Origin of the sequence: Actinomadura barringtoniae, assembly GCF_017573505.1 — a bacterium.
In the GTDB taxonomy this organism is placed as follows: domain Bacteria; phylum Actinomycetota; class Actinomycetes; order Streptosporangiales; family Streptosporangiaceae; genus Spirillospora; species Spirillospora barringtoniae.
The window spans coordinates 417481-434928 of the sequence record NZ_JAGEOJ010000009.1; the positions used below are offsets into that span (position 1 = coordinate 417481).

General features: G+C 72.4%; 18 protein-coding genes. 11 read left to right on the plus strand and 7 right to left on the minus strand.

The annotated features are described in order from the left end of the window. Positions 1-91: 91 nt before the first annotated feature. Entirely contained in the window at positions 92-1747 is a 1656-nt protein-coding gene (locus J4573_RS23890; protein ID WP_243773434.1) for a class I adenylate-forming enzyme family protein, read from the minus strand. Between the two features lie 25 nt (positions 1748-1772). Beyond that, positions 1773-2747 (minus strand): LLM class F420-dependent oxidoreductase, encoded by a 975-nt coding sequence (locus J4573_RS23895; protein ID WP_208258022.1) that lies wholly within the window; start codon positions 2745-2747, stop codon positions 1773-1775. Positions 2748-2854: 107 nt separating this feature from the next. On the opposite strand from J4573_RS23895, the gene J4573_RS23900 reads away from it, so the two are divergent. From J4573_RS23900 to J4573_RS23910, 3 genes are all read left to right on the plus strand, one after another. Beyond that, positions 2855-3940 carry an S-(hydroxymethyl)mycothiol dehydrogenase gene (locus tag J4573_RS23900; protein ID WP_208258023.1) on the plus strand — a complete coding sequence of 362 codons (1086 nt, stop codon included), beginning with the start codon at positions 2855-2857 and terminating at the stop codon, positions 3938-3940. Then, positions 3940-4569 (plus strand): MBL fold metallo-hydrolase, encoded by a 630-nt coding sequence (locus tag J4573_RS23905; RefSeq protein ID WP_208258024.1) that lies wholly within the window; start codon positions 3940-3942, stop codon positions 4567-4569. Before J4573_RS23900 ends, J4573_RS23905 begins: the two co-directional genes overlap by 1 nt. Before the next feature lie 120 nt (positions 4570-4689). Further along, positions 4690-5469 (plus strand): hypothetical protein, encoded by a 780-nt coding sequence (locus J4573_RS23910; protein ID WP_243773435.1) that lies wholly within the window; start codon positions 4690-4692, stop codon positions 5467-5469. Here J4573_RS23910 and J4573_RS23915 read toward each other — a convergent pair. Continuing rightward, entirely contained in the window at positions 5466-7109 is a 1644-nt protein-coding gene (locus J4573_RS23915; RefSeq protein WP_208258025.1) for an adenylate/guanylate cyclase domain-containing protein, read from the minus strand. The genes J4573_RS23910 and J4573_RS23915 overlap by 4 nt on opposite strands. Before the next feature lie 247 nt (positions 7110-7356). On the opposite strand from J4573_RS23915, the gene J4573_RS23920 reads away from it, so the two are divergent. The 6 genes from J4573_RS23920 to J4573_RS23945 all read left to right on the plus strand — a co-directional run bounded on the left by J4573_RS23920 (position 7357) and on the right by J4573_RS23945 (position 12095). Then, a complete protein-coding gene (locus J4573_RS23920; RefSeq protein ID WP_208258026.1) occupies positions 7357-9678 on the plus strand; it encodes a sensor histidine kinase in 2322 nt (773 codons plus the stop codon). After that, positions 9675-10097 carry a roadblock/LC7 domain-containing protein gene (locus J4573_RS23925; protein WP_243773436.1) on the plus strand — a complete coding sequence of 141 codons (423 nt, stop codon included), beginning with the start codon at positions 9675-9677 and terminating at the stop codon, positions 10095-10097. Before J4573_RS23920 ends, J4573_RS23925 begins: the two co-directional genes overlap by 4 nt. Continuing rightward, positions 10094-10453 (plus strand): DUF742 domain-containing protein, encoded by a 360-nt coding sequence (locus tag J4573_RS23930; RefSeq protein WP_208258027.1) that lies wholly within the window; start codon positions 10094-10096, stop codon positions 10451-10453. The genes J4573_RS23925 and J4573_RS23930 overlap by 4 nt, the downstream gene beginning before the upstream one ends. Next, positions 10437-11021, plus strand: a complete 585-nt coding sequence (locus J4573_RS23935; RefSeq protein ID WP_208258028.1) for a GTP-binding protein — start codon at positions 10437-10439, stop codon at positions 11019-11021. The genes J4573_RS23930 and J4573_RS23935 overlap by 17 nt, the downstream gene beginning before the upstream one ends. Positions 11022-11117: 96 nt before the next feature. Next, positions 11118-11450, plus strand: a complete 333-nt coding sequence (locus J4573_RS23940; protein WP_208258029.1) for an SPW repeat protein — start codon at positions 11118-11120, stop codon at positions 11448-11450. Positions 11451-11519: 69 nt separating this feature from the next. Next, the gene (locus J4573_RS23945) at positions 11520-12095 is read left to right on the plus strand and encodes a TetR/AcrR family transcriptional regulator (protein WP_208258030.1); all 576 of its coding nucleotides are present in this window, start codon (positions 11520-11522) and stop codon (positions 12093-12095) included. 30 nt (positions 12096-12125) lie between these two features. Here J4573_RS23945 and J4573_RS23950 read toward each other — a convergent pair whose 3' ends face one another. Then, positions 12126-12641: a winged helix-turn-helix transcriptional regulator gene (locus J4573_RS23950; protein ID WP_208258031.1), complete on the minus strand. Its 516-nt coding sequence runs from the start codon at positions 12639-12641 to the stop codon at positions 12126-12128. A 92-nt stretch (positions 12642-12733) separates the two neighbouring features. Here J4573_RS23950 and J4573_RS23955 point away from each other — a divergent pair, with 92 nt between their 5' ends. Further along, positions 12734-14152, plus strand: coding sequence for an MFS transporter (locus tag J4573_RS23955; protein ID WP_208258032.1), 1419 nt, complete (start codon positions 12734-12736; stop codon positions 14150-14152). 42 nt (positions 14153-14194) lie between these two features. Here the strand turns inward: J4573_RS23955 and J4573_RS23960 are convergent, their stop codons facing one another. Genes J4573_RS23960 through J4573_RS23970 form a run of 3 tightly spaced genes read right to left on the minus strand, consistent with a single transcriptional unit; the run spans position 14195 to position 16934 of the window. After that, entirely contained in the window at positions 14195-15628 is a 1434-nt protein-coding gene (locus J4573_RS23960; protein ID WP_208258033.1) for a vWA domain-containing protein, read from the minus strand. Between the two features lie 5 nt (positions 15629-15633). Beyond that, positions 15634-16512: an AAA family ATPase gene (locus J4573_RS23965; protein WP_208258034.1), complete on the minus strand. Its 879-nt coding sequence runs from the start codon at positions 16510-16512 to the stop codon at positions 15634-15636. Further along, entirely contained in the window at positions 16509-16934 is a 426-nt protein-coding gene (locus J4573_RS23970) for a hypothetical protein (RefSeq protein ID WP_307796828.1), read from the minus strand. Before J4573_RS23970 ends, J4573_RS23965 begins: the two co-directional genes overlap by 4 nt. Before the next feature lie 141 nt (positions 16935-17075). Here J4573_RS23970 and J4573_RS23975 point away from each other — a divergent pair, with 141 nt between their 5' ends. Then, positions 17076-17438 carry a hypothetical protein gene (locus J4573_RS23975; protein ID WP_208258035.1) on the plus strand — a complete coding sequence of 121 codons (363 nt, stop codon included), beginning with the start codon at positions 17076-17078 and terminating at the stop codon, positions 17436-17438. Positions 17439-17448: the final 10 nt, after the last annotated feature.

A 17448-nucleotide genomic window follows, 5' to 3' on the forward strand; every position in this document is an offset into this window, starting at 1 on the left:
TCGCCTCCATCTACGGGAACGCTCACAGATGGTGTCCGAAGCTTCACTGCTTGCATATGTCGCGACCGTCAGGGGGACCTTGCGGTCGCGGTCAGATGTCGGCGCGCAACTCGCGTTTAAGAATCTTGCCGACCGGATTGCGGGGCAGCGAGTCGCGCAGTTCGAGCCGCTCAGGCAGCTTGTAGGAGGCGATGTGCCGGTCGCGCAGGAATGTCACCAGATCGTCGAGAGACGGGGCAACGATTCCCGGCGCCGGGACGACGACGGCGCAGATCTTCTCCCCGAGCATCTCGTCGGGATAGCCGACGATGGCGACCTCGCCGACGGCCGGATGCTCGGCGATGAGATGCTCCAGTTCGGCCGCCGCAATGTTCATGCCACCCCGGATCACCAGATCCTTCGCACGGTCGACATACCGGACGAACTGCCGCCGCTCCCCCGCGATCTCGAAAATGTCGCCGGTCTTGAGGTAGCCCTGCTCGTCGAACGGGCCGGCCGGCCCCGCGCCGCCCAGGTAGCCCGCGAAGACCTGCGGCCCCTTGAGCCGCAGCTCACCCGGACGCTCCGGCTCGGTGATGTCCTCGCCGGTCACCAGGTCGACGACGCGCATCCGGGTCCACTTGTCGGCGCGCGTGGACCACGAGACGCCGGGCGTTCCGTACCTGGGGAAGTAGCGGGCGCGCTGCTCGGGATCGGGCACGTCGTAGGGGTCGGTCAGCATCCCGGCACCCTCGTTGGAGCCGAAGAAGTTGATGACGCCGATGCCGTGCCGTTCCTGCCAGCCGCGCACCATCACGGGCGAGAGCGGCGCCGAGCCGGAGCCGATCCGCGTGAGCGAGGAGAGGTCGACGGCCGCGAGCATGTCCTCGCGGGCGAGCAGCATGTTCAGCAGGGCCGGCGCCGCGACCGTGTAGGTGACCCGCTCCTGCTGGATCTGGCCGAGGAAGGTCGGCAGGTCGAACGGGTGGTGCTGGACGAACACGCCGCCGACGAGCAGCCACGGCAGGAACAGGCCCGCGAACCCGGCCATGTTGACCATCGGAAACGGGTTGAGCAGCACGTCGTCGGCCGTCATGCGCGGCGCTTCCATACACACGGTCGCGACGGCCAGCCAGTCGTTGTGGCAGCGCGGCACGCCCTTGGGGGTACTCTCGGTGCCGGACGTCCAGCAGATGGTGACGCAGTCGTTCGGGTCGGCGACGTGGGCGGGGACGCGCCCTCGCGCCTCGGTCGGCGCCTCGGTCGGCGCCTCGGTCGGCGCGTCGTCCAGGGAGATCAGCGGCAGGCCGAGAGCCGCCGCCTCCGCCGCCATCGAACGGCCCCCGAAGCGCTCGACGGTGACGTAGGCGGCGAACTCGGCCAGCTTGGCGAGCTGGGAGATCTCGTGCTCGCGGTACTGCATCGGCAGCGGCGACACGATCAGGCCGATGCGCCAGCAGGCCAGATACAGCGCGACCTGCTCGACGGTGTTGGGCAGCTGGACCCCGATCACCTGGCCCGCGGTCAGGCCGCGGCCCGCCAGCAGGGCGGCCAGGCGATCGACCTCTGCGTCCAGTTCGCTCCAGGTGAGGCGGCGCGGCGGGAGGCCGACGAGGTCCTGCTTGTTGGCCGGGTCGACCACCGCGAGGCGGTCCGGGTTCTCGCGCACCCGGGCGCGGAACAGCGCGTCCAGGGTGTCCTCGCCCCACCAGCCGGCCGCCGTGTACTCGGCGACGCGCTCGGGCGGATGCAGCCTCCGTGCCCCCATGACCCCTCCAGGTCGTCCGGTTCGATCAGTCCAGTTCCTTGACGCGGGCGAGCGTGCGCACGCCTCCGGGGTCATCGTCGGTGCTGGCGGCGATCACGACCACCTCGTCCGCGCCCGCCGCCCCGTACTCCTCCAGCCGGGCCTTCACCGCGTCCGGGTCGCCGACCAGGCCGACGGCCGCGACCACCTCGGGCCCGATCGCGGCGAGCAGTTCGCGCGGATGCGGGCGGGCGCGGGCGAACGCGACCAGCTCACCGAAGCCCGCCTCGATGAACATCTCGCCATAGCCCGGCGCGGCCAGGTAGCCGACGAGGCCGCGCCGCAGCTGCTCCAGCGCCTCGGGAGAGGGGTCGACCGCGGCGGTCACCCAGACCGCCACCCGCGGCGCGGGCCGTCCGGCGGCGGCGGACGCCTCACGCATGTCGCGTACGAGCGCGGCGGCGGATGCGGGCGTGATGAGGTTCAGCACCATCCGGTCGGCGAGCGTGGCTGCGGTACGTACGGCGGCCGGGCCGAACGCCGCGACCGTGAGACCGGACTTGGGCGCGGGCAGCCGCAGCCGGTAGCCGCGCGTGCTGACGACCTGGCCGTCCTGGCTGACCTTCTCGCCGTCCAGGAACGCGCGCAGGGCCGTCGCGGACTCGCGGAGCGCGACGGCGGGACGGCGGCGGTCGCGGCCGTGCCACTCCCCCACCACCACGGGGCTGGAGGTGCCGATGGCCACGTCCACCCGGCGTCCGGTGAGGTCGGCTACCGAGGCGACCCCGCGCGCGATCGACATCGGGTCCCGTACGGCGACCGCCAGCGGCCCGAGCGTGAGCGGGATCCGCTCGGTGCGCGCGGCGACGGCGGTGGCGAGCGCGAAGACGTCGTAGGTCGCCATCTCGCCGAGCCACAGCTCGCCGTAGCCGAGCCGGTCTGCGGCGGCGACGGTGATCAGCGCCTCGGCCGGCGGGCGGTCCTGCCAGTAGCCGGGCGAGGCCGACAGCGCGGGTGTCATGAGGTCAAACTACAATAAACGAAGTTACTAGGCCAGACGGGGCTCCGGCGGCCGGGCGCGTCTTCTGTAGGGTCGGACCCGCAGGTACCGAACGAAAGGTGGCGGCAATGGCGCAGCAGGTACGTGGGGTCATCGCACCGGGCAGAGGCGAGCCCGTCCGCATCGAGACGATCAACGTGCCGGACCCCGGTCCGGGCGAGGCGGTCGTCCAGATCCAGGCCTGCGGGGTCTGCCACACCGACCTGCACTATCGCGAGGGCGGCATCAACGACGAGTTCCCGTTCCTGCTCGGCCACGAGGCCGCCGGGATCGTCGAGTCGGTCGGCGACGGCGTCACCGACGTCGAGCCCGGCGACTACGTGATCCTCAACTGGCGGGCGGTCTGCGGCCAGTGCCGGGCCTGCCTGCGCGGCCGTCCCTGGTACTGCTTCAACACCCGCAACGCCACCCAGAAGATGACCTTGGCCGACGGGACGGAGCTCTCCCCCGCCCTCGGCATCGGCGCGTTCGCCGACAAGACGCTGGTCGCCGCCGGGCAGTGCACCAAGGTCGACCCCGCCGCCTCGCCGGCCGCCGCCGGGCTGCTCGGCTGCGGCGTGATGGCGGGCCTGGGCGCAGCGATCAACACCGGTGGCGTCGGGCGCGGCGACTCGGTCGCGGTCATCGGCTGCGGCGGCGTCGGCTGCGCGGCGGTCGCCGGCGCCCGCCTCGCCGGGGCCGCGAAGATCATCGCCATCGACGTGGACGACCGCAAGCTCGGCCTGGCCACCGGCCTCGGCGCCACCCACACGGTGAACGGCAGGGACGGCGACGTCGTCGAGAAGGTCCGCGAGCTCACCGGCGGCTTCGGCGCCGACGTGGTGATCGAGGCGGTCGGCCGCCCCGAGACCTACGAGCAGGCCTTCTACGCCCGCGACCTGGCCGGGACCGTCGTCCTGGTGGGCGTGCCGACGCCGGAGATGAAGCTGGAGCTGCCGCTGCTGGACGTCTTCGGGCGCGGCGGCTCGTTGAAGTCGTCCTGGTACGGCGACTGCCTGCCCTCCCGCGACTTCCCGATGCTGATCGACCTCTACCTGCAGGGCCGCCTCGACCTGGACGCGTTCGTGTCCGAGACGATCCCGCTGGACGGCGTCGAGGCCGCGTTCGACAAGATGAGCAAGGGCGAGGTCCTGCGCTCGGTGGTGGTGCTCTGATGGCGGCCCGCATCGACCACCTGGTCACCTCCGGCACGTTCTCGCTCGACGGCGGAACGTGGGACGTCGACAACAACGTCTGGATCGTGGGCGACGACGAGGAGGCCATCGTCATCGACGCCGCGCACGACGCGGACGCCATCGAGGCGGCGCTCGGCGGGCGTCGGCTGCTCGCCGTCGTCTCCACCCACGGGCACGACGACCACATCGACGCCGCGCCGGAGCTGGCCCGCCGGACCGGTGCGCCCGTGCTGCTCCACCCCGAGGACCTCATGCTGTGGAAGCAGCGCCATCCCGACGCCGAGCCGGACGCCGAACTGCAGGACGGCGCCCTGGTCACGGTCGCCGGGACCATGCTGAGCGTGCTGCACACGCCGGGCCACAGCCCGGGGGCCGTCTGCCTGTACGCGCCCGACCTCGGCACGGTCTTCTCCGGCGACACCCTCTTCCAGGGCGGGCCCGGCGCGACCGGCCGGTCCTTCTCCGACTTCCCGACCATCATCGAGTCGATCAGGAAGCGGCTGCTGACCCTGCCGCCGGAGACAGTTGTCCGTACCGGCCACGGCGACAGCACCACGATCGGCGACGAGGCCCCTCACCTGGAGGAGTGGATCGCGCGCGGCCACTGACCGCCGGGCCGCGCGGGGACGGTCCACCGGACCGGCTCGCCCGAACCGGACACGCCGGACAGCGTCCCGGGATATCGTCCATCCTCGGACACGGGTGATCTCACCGGGATGGGAGGGGCGATGGGGCTCAGCGTGGCACGAGTCCCCGCCCTACTGCTCCTGTGCACCGCCGCGGCGGGCTGTGGCGCGGCCTCGTCGGCCGGGAGCCACGAGGGCCCGCCGCCCACGGTCGCGCCGCCGCTGGCCGCCGGAGTCGCCTCGCCGCCTCCCGCCGAGGTCCCGGCCACCCCGCCGCCCTCGATGGCCGTCAAGGAGCCGCTGAGGCCGCTCAGCGGGATCAAGCCGATCGGCAAGCCCGGCCACTGGCGCGTCACGGTCTACTACACGCTGGTCGAGAGCTTCCACCACGGGCCCGCCAAGGCGGTGAAGGGTTGCGCGGAGTTCCACTGCAGCCACGGCAAGGCAGCGCTCGGCTCGTATCCCAAGGACTTCCTGGACTCCGTGCAGATCGAGGGCAGCGGCCGGATCACCTCGGGCCCGCAGCGCGGCCGCTACCTCAACTGGTCGCACATCGTCGGCTGGTGGCTGGACGACACCACGCGCGACTCGGCGGGCAAGCCGCTGCGCCCGTTCGGGACGGCGGCGGCCGACCGCGACGTGCTGGCGCGCGGCCACCGGTTCGTGATCACCGACTGCGGCAAGGACGACGACGGCCACACGATCGACGCCAAGGTCTGCACGCGGCTGCGGTCGGCGGAGTGGACGGTCACCGACCTGTTCCGACCGGGGTACGGCGGCGAGCACCACGCCGACCTCTACATCGGCGAGGAGACGGGCCCGAACTTCGCCAAGTCGCCCTGGTACACCGAGCTGAGCGGCGCGACTCTCTACACCCGCTAGGGCTCCTGGCGGGGTGAGGCCAGCCGCGTCTCCTGCGTACGGCCGCGCAGCGTGACCTCCTCGCCGAGCCACCAGTGCGCCGCCTCGTCCGCGCCCGCCGACTCGACGACCGAACCCGCCGCCAGCACCCCGTCGGCGGTCGTCTTGGCGAGGTCGGTGAGGCGCGCGGCCTCGTTCACCGGGTCGCCGATCACCGTGTACTCGAAGCGTTCCTCGGCGCCGATGTGCCCGGCGACCGCCTCGCCCGCCGAGACGCCGACGGCCGCCCGCAGTGTCGGCACCTCGCGGCGCAGGCGTTCGGCGAGCTCGCGGGCGGCCGCCAGGGCGCGGCTCTGCGCGCCCTCCAGCGCCAGCGGCGCCCCGAAGATCGCCAGCGCGGCATCGCCCTCGAACTTGTTGATCCAGCCGCCGTGCGCGCCGATCACCTCGACCACCACGGCGAAGAAGTCGTTCAGCAGCTTGACCACCTCGGTCGGCGGCCGGTCGGCGGCCAGGCGCGTGGAGCCGACCAGGTCCACGAAGATCACCGCGACCTCGCGCAGCTCGCCGCCGAGGTCGATGCCGTGCTCCAGCGCGACCTTGGCGACGTCCTCGCCCACCTGGCGGCCGAACAGGTCCTGGAGGCGGGCGTGCTCGCGCAGGCCCGCGGCCATGTGGTTGAACCCGGCCTGCAGCAGCCCGACCTCGCTGGCGTCGTAGACCGGCACCTCCACGTCCAGGTCGCCGCGTTCGACCCGGGCGAGGCCGAGCCGCACCGACTCGACCGGGTCGGCGATCGCCCGCGCGGCGCCGTAGGTCACGCCGAGCCCGACGAGCAGCGAGGTGCCGCCGAGGGCCAGGACCACGACCGCGAAGTCGTGCAGGGTGACCTTGGCCAGCCCGAACGAGCCGACCGCGAGCACGATCAGCCCGAGCAGCGGCACGGCGGTGCCGAGCGCCCAGGCCAGCACGGAACGGGCGACCACGCCGGGAAGGCCGGTGCGGCCGGGTATCCCGGCGCTCAGCGCGGTGGTCACCGCCCGCCGCAGCAGCCGCTCGGTCAGCAGGTAGACCACGGTGCAGGTGGTGATGCCGCCGAGCAGGCTGGTCACGCCGAGCTTGACGGCCAGCAGCCACGAGAACGGCAGATTGATGATCACCCAGCCGACGGTGCCGATCCCCCACAGCGTGAGATGGACGGCCATCAGCCGGAGCGGTCCGTACAGCAGCAGGACACGCTCACGGTTGTCGGGCCTCAGGTTGCCCTCGACCAGGCGGCGGGCCCGCCGGAAGAAGCGCTCGCCGAGGATCAGGCCGACCGGCACCGCGGCGACGACGTAGGCGGCGAACACCACGAAGTTGATCAGGCGGATCCGGTCCGAGACCGACCCGTCGGGGGTCGGCACGACGACGCTGAACAGCAGCACGACCAGCGCCCCGACCAGGTTGGCCAGGCCCGTCGCCACGGTCACCAGCACGTGCGCGCGGCGCATGATCTGCGGGCGGGTGTCGTCCGGGCGTCCGTCGATCAGGCGCCACAGGAGGCCGAACGGGCTGCGCCGCGACCGCGCGGGCACCGGATCGGGCCCGGCCGCCCGATCCCGCGCGCCGGCGGCCGGATCCCGCGCGGGCGCGGGCGGATCCGCCCTCTCGATCTCCATGAGGGTGCAGATTAGCCGGTCAGGGGCGATGTTCCGTACGTCACACCGGTGCCCGGAGAGGCGTGGAAGAGCATGGTGAGCGTCCCTGCACATGCCCTGAACAGACCGGCAACACCTCTGTAATCAGGCGCCTCTAGCGTCGCTGCGGTCACAGATCGATCACCCGGGGGGACACGTGAGTCCGCGGCATCGCGCACGGGACCTGGCGCCACGCCGTTTCGCGGGCGCCCGGACCATCCGGGCCAGGATGGCGATCATCCTGGCCGTCCCGACCGCGCTGCTCATCGGGCTGGCGTCGGCGGGGGTGTGGGCCCAGTACGAGGTGGGCCGGCGCGCGAACGCCACGGTCACCGACGTCGATCTGGTGCTGGCCGCGCAGGACCTGATCCACTCGCTGCAGCGCGAGCGCGGGCTGACCAGCGGCCTGCTCGGCGGCGCCGCCGCCTACCGGCCACAGGTCGACGCCCAGCGCCGCACCTCCGACGGGGCGCGCGCGGCGCTGGACCGGCAGCTGACGATCACCGGCGGGGCCGGCGCCCGGTCCGTGCGGCCCGCGCTCGAGCGGCTGGGCGATCTCGGCACGGTGCGCGGCACCGTGGACGCCGGCGGCCTCCCCCGGCCGCGGATGCTCGACTACTACACCGGCGCGATCCAGGGGCTGGACACGGCGCTGAGCGTGATCACCGCGGACGGCGACGCCGGGCGCCGGGACCGCGAGCTCGGCCGCGGCCTGAACGCGCTCCAGCTGCTCGGCGACGCCAAGGAGGCCACCGCCCTGGAGCGCGGCCAGCTGAACGGCGTGTTCGCCGCGGGCTCGTTCGCCCAGGACGACTACACGCGCTTCTCCGAGGTCCGGGCCCGCAAGCTCGACGCCCTGGCCCGCTTCCCCTCGGTCGCCTCCACGCGCCGCAAGGGCGAGCTGGACGCGGTCCTGCGCTCCCCGCAGGCGACGGCCGCGACCGCCGACGAGCAACGCGCCCTGGGCGGCGCCCGTGGCCGGAGCCTGAAGATCGACCCGTCGCGGTGGTGGGCGGAGATGACGGCCGTCGTCGACGACATGCGCACCGTCCAGCGGGGCATCGGCGACGACGTGCGCGCCCGGGCCCGGCAGATCGCGGCGGAGGCGCGGCAAGAGCTGATCTTCTACGCCGCCGGGGCGGGCCTCGCCCTGCTGGTGGCGCTGCTGCTGTGGATCTACACGTTCCGGTCGATCATGCGTCCGCTCAGCCTGCTGGCCAGGGAGGCGCTCGACGCGGCCGAGCACGAGCTGCCGGTCGCGATGGCCCGCATCCACGAGGCATCCGATCCCGGCGAGCTCGTCCAGGAGACGGCACCGGCCGCCCGCGACGACCTGGTCCGCCGCGACGACGAGTTCGCCGAGGTGGCCCGCGCGCTGGCCCATCTGCGGCAAACCGCCGTACGGCTCGCGGTCGAGCAGGCGGTGATGCGCCGCAACACCGCCGAGTCGCTGGCCAACCTGGGGCGCCGCAACCAGAACCTGGTGCGCCGCCAGATCGGGTTCATCAGCGCGCTGGAACGCGAGGAGACCGACCCGGGCGCCCTGTCCAACCTGTTCGAACTGGATCATCTGGCCACCCGCATGCGCCGCAACGCCGAGAGCCTCCTGGTCCTGGTCGGCGAGCACAGCCCCCGCCGCTGGTCCGGCACGGTCGCGGTCGGCGACGTGCTGAGGTCGGCGTTCGCCGAGGTGGAGGACTACCGCCGGGTCAGCCTGCGGCGCATGGACGAGGCCCGGGTCCGGGGCTCGGTCGCCGCCGACGTCTCGCACCTGCTGGCCGAACTGGTGGAGAACGCCCTGACGTTCTCACCGCCAGACCGTGAGGTGGAGGTCCAGGCTCGTCACACCGGCTCGGAGTACCACATCGCCATCATCGACCAGGGCGTCGGCATGGAGCCCACCGCGATGGCCACGGCGAACGCCCGGCTGCGCGGCGAGCAGAGCTTCCTGGTCGCCCCCGCCCGCGACCTGGGCCACTACGTGGTCGGACGGCTGTCCGAACGACTCGGCATCCAGGTCTGGCTGCACGAGTCGCCGCTCACCGGCGTGACCGCGCGCATCGTCCTGCCGGGGACCCTGCTGGTACCCGACGCGGAGGCGACCGCCGCCGCACAGGCGTTCGCGCCGGGCGGCCTGCGCGACGCGGCCCGCCTGCGCACGACCGCCGAACCCGTCACAGTGACACCCGCCGAACCCGTCACGGTGGCGCCTGCCGAACCCGTCACGGTGGCGCCCGCCGCGACGACCGGGCCGATCGGCGTGATCACCGCGCCGGCCCATCCCTCGTTCACGCTCGAAAGGCCGGCCCACGCCCCGACTGGAGCGGTCCCGTTCGACACCGGTCCGCCCGCGGGCCGGGACACCACGCGCAACGGCCTGGTCAAGCGCCGGCCGCGACCACAGGCACAGCCGCCTCGGCAGGAGCGGCCCGCGGCGACGGCGGGCCCACGGCGCTCGCCGGACGAGGTGCGCTCGATGCTCGACACCTTCCGTTCCGGCGCGCACCGCGCGCCCGCAGACCCCTCAGATCCCGCTACGGAGACGACATGACCCAGGTGATGCCGCAGACCCACGACTTCAACTGGCTGCTCGCCAATTTCGTCCGGAGCACCGACGGGGTCACCGAGACCGTCGCGGTCTCGTCGGACGGGCTGCTGATGGCGATGTCGGACGGCCTTGGCCGCAACGGCGCCGAGCGGCTCGCGGCGATCGTGTCGGGCGTGACCAGCCTGGCGCGCAGCGCTTCCCGGCAGTACGGCTTCGCGGGACTGCGGCTGGTGATGATCGAGATGGGCCGGGGTTTCCTGCTGATGTCGGCCATCTCGGACGGCAGCTGCCTGGGCGTCGTGGCGACCTCGGACTGCGATCTCGGCCTGGTCGGCCACGAGATCGCGGTGCTGTGCGACCGTTTTGGGGGGCTGCTGACCCCGCAGCTGGTGGCCGAGTTGAAGAGCCAGGCCCTCACATGACCGAGAGCGGGATCGATCCCGCGATCGACGGCCTCGTCCGGCCGTTCATCCTGACCGGCGGGCGGACCCGCCCCACCGACGAGCGGCTGCGGGTGGAGACCCTGATCACGGCGCTGCCCGCCGCGCTCGCGGCGCCCCTCAGCTTCGAACGCAGGCACATCGTGAGGCTCTGCCAGTACCCGACGTCCATCGCCGAGGTGGCGCGCGGCCTCGGCGTCCCGGTCGGGGTCACCAAGGTCCTGATCGCCGACCTGCTCGCCGAGCGCCTGGTCACCCTGCACGACCACGTGAGCTCGGCGGACCGTCCCTCGCGCGCCCTGCTGGAGAGGATCATCGAAGGTGTCCGTGCACTCTGAGGCGCCGCGCGCCGCGCCGGGAACGGTGCTCTCCGCGAAGATCGTGGTGTCCGGCGGCTTCGGCGTCGGCAAGACCACCTTCGTCGGAGCGCTGTCGGAGGTCGAGCCGCTCACCAGCGAGGCCGCGATGACCGACGCGGCGGCGGGGGTCGACGACACCAGCGGGGTCGAGCGCAAGACCACCACGACCGTGGCGTTCGACTTCGGGCGGATCACCCTGGACGAGGGCATCGTCCTCTACCTGTTCGGCACGCCGGGGCAGGAGCGCTTCGCCTTCCTGTGGGACGACCTGATCGAGGGCGCGCTCGGCGCGGTGGTGCTGCTGGACACCCGCCGCGTCGACCAGGCGTTCCCCTCGCTGGACTTCTTCGAGGAGACGGGGATCCCGTTCGCTGTCGGCATCAACCATTTCGCGGGCTCGCGACGGTTCGACGTGGACGAGGTGCGCGAGGCGCTGGGTGTACCGGACCGGGTGCCGGTGGTGCCCTGCGACGCCCGCGACCGGGAGTCGGTGAAGGCCGTCGTCCTGGCCTTGTTGGACAGCGTCGTGATTACCGTCGGTGCCTGAATGTTCACCTCCGCGCCAGATTGACCGGTCGGTCAGTCAGGGAATCACCTAAGCGGACAAAGAGGTCCAAACGTGATCCCCCTGTGGAGGTGGCGGATGGGTAAGTTCGCGTGGCAGGACGGGGTGGCCTTCCTGGCCGGCCTCGTCGCCCTTCTCGCGCCGGAGCTGTGGGCCGACAACGCCGGCCAGCAGCCCCTGATGGTGCTCGGCGCACTGCTGGCCCTGGCGGGCCTGTACAATCTGCTGGGCGCGACCGGGCCGTCGGCATGGACGGCCACCGCCTTCGCGACACTGCTGTTCGTGTCGCCATGGGCGTTCAACTTCACGAGTGAGCACGCTGCAGCCTGGACGGCATGGATCGGCGGCGGCCTCGCGGCTATCGTCGGCCTGTGGGGAGCCACCCAGGCACGTGACGCTGCCACGGCCTGAACCGAGGTCCCGAGGTGGTCCCTGGCGCGCGAGCGCCCAGGGGCCACAGCTTTTCTCAGGGGGCGCGAGATGAGGGCATCGAAGCAGAGCGACCTTCCGGACGCCCGCACGCGCATTCTGGACGCGGCGGAGCGGCTGTTCGCCGACCGCGGCTATGACGCCACCTCCACGGCACGGATCGCCAAGCTGGCCAGGGTCCCCAAGGGGCTGGTCTTCCACTACTTCCCACAGAAGATGGACGTCCTGGTGGCCCTCATCGACGAGCGGACGTTCGTCGAGGAAATTCCGGATGACGCCGTCGAGGCGGTGCCCGGCGACCCGGCGGGCACGCTGGCCGGGCTCGCCCGCCGGTTCCCGCTGCGGGCCTCCCCCGCGATGCGCCGGATCCTGTTCCGCGAGGCCGACACGCACAAGTCGGTCGGCGAACGGCTCGGCCGCCTGAACAGCGAGGTCTTCCAGCGCGCCCGGCGCGCCCTGGAGCTCGCGCTGCCCGGCAGCCGGGGCGACCAGGCCCGCCTGGAGATCGCGGCGGCCACGTTCGCGGCCGTGCTGATCTACCAGGAGAACCTCTCCCAGCTGACCGGCCAGCACGTCGATCCCGACGCCGTCGCCGACCTCATCGGGCGCGCCCTCGGCGCCACCTGACCCCGGCGACGAGGCGCCGCGGGGCCGCGCTCAGGTGCGGGTCAGGGCTCCGGTACGGATGGGCGCCAGCATGCGGTGGGGCTGGCGCAGGACCAGGCTGACCGGATCGGTCCGCCGCCCCGAGCCGGGCCCCGGGCGCATCTCGATGTCGTCGGGCACGACGAGGACGCCGCAGGTGGGGCATCTGCCGTCGGCGTCGATGTGGGCGCCGCAGGCGACATGGAAGAAGAGTCTGGCGGGCAGCGAGTCCTCGTGCAGTTCCTCGCCCCACCGGGCCAGGCCGTGCACGATGGGCCAGAGCCCCTTGCCCATCGGGGTGATCAGGTATTCGTGCCCGTTCTTGTCGAGCACTCCGGCGTCCACCAGCTTCTGCAGCCGGTCCGCGAGGACGGCCTTCGGTACGTCGAGATGCGCGCGGAAATCGCTGAACCTTCGGACGCCATAGAGCGCGTCGCGGACGATCAACAGTGTCCAGCGCTCTCCCACGACCTCCAATGCCCGGGCCAGCGAGCAGTCCTGCCAGGCGTAGTCCTTGCCCAGTGCCATGACTGAGATCCTACTCGACCCCGGGTTCATTGAACGAACCAGATGTGTTAGCTTCACACCATCGGGTTCGTTCAATGAACTTGGAGTGACGCATGTCCACCACGGTGTCCCCCCGCGCCATGGCGGCGGGGAAGGCCTCGCTGGCCGCCCTCGCGCTGCCGAGCGCCGCCACGCTGCTGGCGCTGATGAACTACACGGCGCCGATGGCGACCCTCACCGACACCGCGGCCGGCCTGCACGCGGGCGCCACGGCGCAGATCTGGCTGATGAGCTCGATCAGCCTCGGCCTCGCGGCCGCGCTGCTGGCGGTCGGGAGCCTGGCCGACGACCACGGCCGCAAGCGGCTGTTCGTGATCGGCGCGGTCGTCCTGGCCGTCTCCAGCGCGGCCTCCGCGCTGGCGCCGAACGCCACGATCTTCATCACCGGCCGCATCGTGCAGGGCGCCGCCAGCGCCGCGCTGCTCGCCACCGGGCTCGGCATCATCGGTCACTCGTTCACCGGCCACGAACGCGCCCGCGCCGCAGGCGTCTGGGGCGCGATGCTCGGCCTCGGGATCGCGCTCGGCCCGATCGCCTCCGCCGCGCTGGCCGACCTCAGCGACTGGCGGCTCTGGTACTGGGTCACCCTCGTCGCGTCCGTCCTCCTGGCGATCGCCGCCGTACGCGCCCTGGACGAGTCACGCGCGCAGCACCGCCGGGGACTGGACCTTCCCGGCCTGGTCACCATGAGCGCCGGAGTCGCCGCCCTGCTCACCGCCATCACCCTCGGCCGGACCGGCTGGACCCGTCCCGCCGTGCTGGCCCTCTTCGCCGTGGCCGCCGTGCTCCTGCTGGCGTTCGTCACGATCGAGTGGCGCCGCCGCGAGCCGATGCTCGACCTGGGGCTGTTCCGCCGCCCGCTGTTCCTGCTCTCGATCGTCGGCGCGATGGTCACGGGCCTCGCGGTCATCGGCGTGATGAGCTACCTGGCGACCGTCATGGACCTGGCGCTCGGCCTCACCCCGTTCACCGCGGCCCTGGTCCTGGCGATCTGGTCGGGCATGTCGTTCCTCGCCGCGCTGCAGGCCCGGCGGCTGCCCGGACGCCTGTCCCCGCGCCACCTCCTGGCCATCGGCCTGCTGCTGAGCGCGGTCGGCGAGGTCGCCATGGCCGGTCTCAGCCCCGGCTCCCACTGGTGGCGACTGGTCCCCGGTCTCCTCGTGGCGGGCGTGGGCAGCGGTCTCGCGAACGCGATGCTGGCCCGCCTCGCCGTCGAGAGCGTCCCCGCCGACCGGGCGAGCATGGGCTCCGGCGCCAACAACACCGCCCGCTACATCGGCGCCTCGCTCGGCGTGGCGATGGCCGTCACCATCGCCACGAACGGCGTCCACGGTCACGGCCCCGACGCCGCCAAGGCCCTCACGCACGGCACGAGCATCGCGATGCTCGTCTCCGCCGCGCTGGCCCTGGCGGGTGCCGCGCTCGCCGCCCTCATCCGCGATGACCGAGCCCGGCCAGCCGCCCGGCCATGACCCGCGGGGAGACACGCGGCACTGGGACCCGCGGTTGCAGTGTCAGGCGAGTTCTTCGATGAACTCGGCGAGCTGGGTGAGGTTGCGGCACTCGTACATCGGCACCAGGTCGCCGTAGCGGGACGCGGCGGAGTCGCCGGTGTCCCATTGGCGGCGCGGTTCGGGGTTGAGCCAGTACGCGTGGCGGGCCGTTCCGGCCATGCGCTTCAGGATCGGCAGGGACAGCTCGCCGTAGTTGGAACGGGCGTCGCCGAGGATCAGCAGCGAGGTCTTGGAGTTGATCGCGTCGCCGTACTTCTCGTCGAAGACCTTGATGGCGTGGCCGTAGTTGCTGCGGCCGGTGATCCAGACCAGGTCGGCCTCCTCGGCCATCCGGGTCATCGCCTCGACGACGTCGGTGCCGGGGGCGAAGTATTTGGTGATCTCGTCGGTGGCGTCGATGAACGCGAACGCGCGGACCTTGCTGAACTGCTCGCGCAGCGCGAACGTCAGCAGCAGCGTGAAGTGCGCGAACGCCGAGACCGAGTCGCTGGCGTCGCACAGGATCACCAGCTCGGGCTTGTGCGGGCGTCGCGGCCGGTGATGGGTGGTGATCGGCACGCCCCCGGTCGCCAGCGACGCCCGCACCGTGCGGCGGAAGTCCAGGCGGCCGCGGTTGCCGATGCGGTTGCGCTGCGCGAGGCGGGAGGCCAGCCGCCGGGCCAGCGGGTAGACCTCGCGGCGCAGCGCGGCCATGTCGGCGCGGGTGGCGGAGTTGAAGTCGAGGCGTTCCAGCGGCGGCCGGACGGCCAGGCGCGCGGTCCGCTCCACGCCGGTGTCCTCGGCGATGCGGCGGCGCACCTCGGCGGCGACCAGGTCCTCGAAGCGGGTGATGCGGTCGCGGAAGGTGCGGCGGGCGACCTGCTCGGCCATGCCGCCGCGGTCCTGGCCGGTGAGGACGGCCTCCAGCAGCCCGGCCATCAGCGTCTCGGGCGACATGGTGCGCAGCACCGAGGAGGAGAACCACGACTCCTGGCGGGGCGTCTGCCCGTACTCGGCGACGGCCGTGCGGGCGAACTGCCGCAGCCCCGGGTCGTCGCCCGCCAGCAGGAGCTCGAACAGCTCCGCGCGGCGCTGCTGCACCTCGGGGTCGAGGGCGGCCGGCGGGCGCCGTTCGCCCGGGTCGTGGCGGCGCAGCGGGCGGTCGCCGGGGCGCGCGGCCCCGTCCCCGAGCGCGGCGGGGAACCACAGGTCGAAGAGCGTGTCGAAGGTCTTGCGGTGAACGGGCCGCTTGACCAGCGTCGCGGCGTAGGCGGCGCGCAGCGACTCGCGTTCGACCAGGTCGATGACCTGCATCGCCCGTACGGCGTCCAGCCCCTCGGCGACCGACACCGGCAGGCCCGCCTCGCGCAGCGCGGCGACGAAGGCGGTGTGCCGGTCGACGAGCGAGCGGCGCCCGCCCGCCTGCCGCTCGCCGGTCTCGGGAGGGTTCGGCATGGCGATCAGCCCTTGAGGCCGAGTTCCTTGGTGGCGCGCTCCTGGTCGGAGACGTGCTTGAGGACGACGCCGAGGGTGCGGGCGACGGCCTTCTCGTCCAGCTCGTCCAGGCCGAGGGCGAGCAGCGTGCGGGCCCAGTCGACGGTCTCGGCGATCGACGGCGCCTTCTTGATCTCCATGCCGCGCAGCGTGTTGACCGTGCGGACCAGCTGCTCGGCGAGTTCGGCCTCGATCCCGGGGACCTGGGCGAGCACGATGTCACGTTCCCGTTCGGGCGCGGGGTAGTCCAGGTGCAGGTAGAGGCAGCGGCGCTTCAGTGCCTCCGACAGCTCGCGGGCGGCGTTGGAGGTGAGGACGACGAACGGGCGGCGCACCGCGGTCAGCGTGCCGAGTTCGGGGATGGTGACCTGGAAGTCCGACAGCACCTCCAGCAGCAGGCCCTCGACCTCGACGTCGGCCTTGTCGGTCTCGTCGATCAGCAGCACCGTCGTGGTGGGGCGGCGGATGGCGGCCAGCAGCGGGCGTTCGAGCAGGAACTCGTCGGTGAAGATGTCGTCGTGGGTGGCGTCCCAGGCCTGGTCGGTCGGCGCGGCCTGGATCCGCAGCAGCTGCTTCTTGTAGTTCCACTCGTACAGCGCGCGGGCCTCGTCCAGGCCCTCGTAGCACTGCAGCCGGATCAGCTCGGCGGAGCCGGCCCGGGAGACCGCCTTGGCGAGCTCGGTCTTGCCCACCCCGGCCGGTCCCTCGACCAGCAGCGGCTTGCCGAGAGCCTGCGCCAGGTAGACCGTCGTGGCGATGGCGTCGTCGGTGAGGTAGCCCACCTCGCCCAGCCGCTGCGTGACGTCTTCGGGCGAGATGAACAGCGCGTCGGCGCTCAAGGTCATGCTTTGGCCTTCGTGTAGGTCTGGTTGGTGCCGGCGAAGGTCAGCTTGGCGCCGCCGTCGGCGATCTCCACTCCCCAGTACGAGGAGGTCTGCGGGTCGCCGCCCTCCCAGGAGAAGCGGAACTTGCCCTTGCCCTCCGGGATCGCGGTGCCGCTCCACAGCGTGCGGCTCTGCTTGATCCAGACGCCGGTGCCGTCCGGCTTGAACTGGAAGTAGTCCTGCGCCTGCTGCGCGACCCAGCGGCCGACGAGCGGCTTCACCTGGTCGGGAGCGACCTTGGGCAGCGGGGCCAGCTTGGTCGTGTCCGCCGCGGGCTTGTCGGCGCTCTCCTTCTTGTCGCCGCCACCGCAGCCGGTGAGCAGCAGCGCGGCGGCGATGAACGCGCAGGCCAGGGACGCGGTCGAGCGGGGCCGCACTCTCACAGGGGACCTCCGGGGCACGAGGGAAGGAATCGGCATCTTACCGGCGCGTAGCCCGGTGGCCGGTCTCATCCCTGGGAGTGACGCGGCGTTTCGTCCTTGGGAGGGTGGCCGACGGCGCTCCCGCCCGCTTATAACCGAAGAATGACGACACCTAGCCTGCCGCGCGACGAGCTCAAGGCGGCCCTTGCCGCACGCCAGGAGCTGGGCCACGAGTACGACGACGCCTTCGTCGAGTCGCTCGCCGAACGCATCGAGCAGACCCTGGCGGTACGGGCGGCGGGCCATCCGTACCCCGCCGCGTACCCGGCGCCGCCCGCGCCCGGCCCCCGCAGGGCCTCCTACGGCGGCGGGGCGGACCTGGCGCTGGCGATCATCTCGATGGTCGCGGCGATCCCGCTGAGCGCCATCGCGGTGGTGAACGCGGGCACCGGCGGGCTGTTCATCGTGCTGACCGCGATCGTGCTGATCAACTTCGCGCACGTGCTGCGTCCCCGGCGCGGCTGAGCGGCGCGCG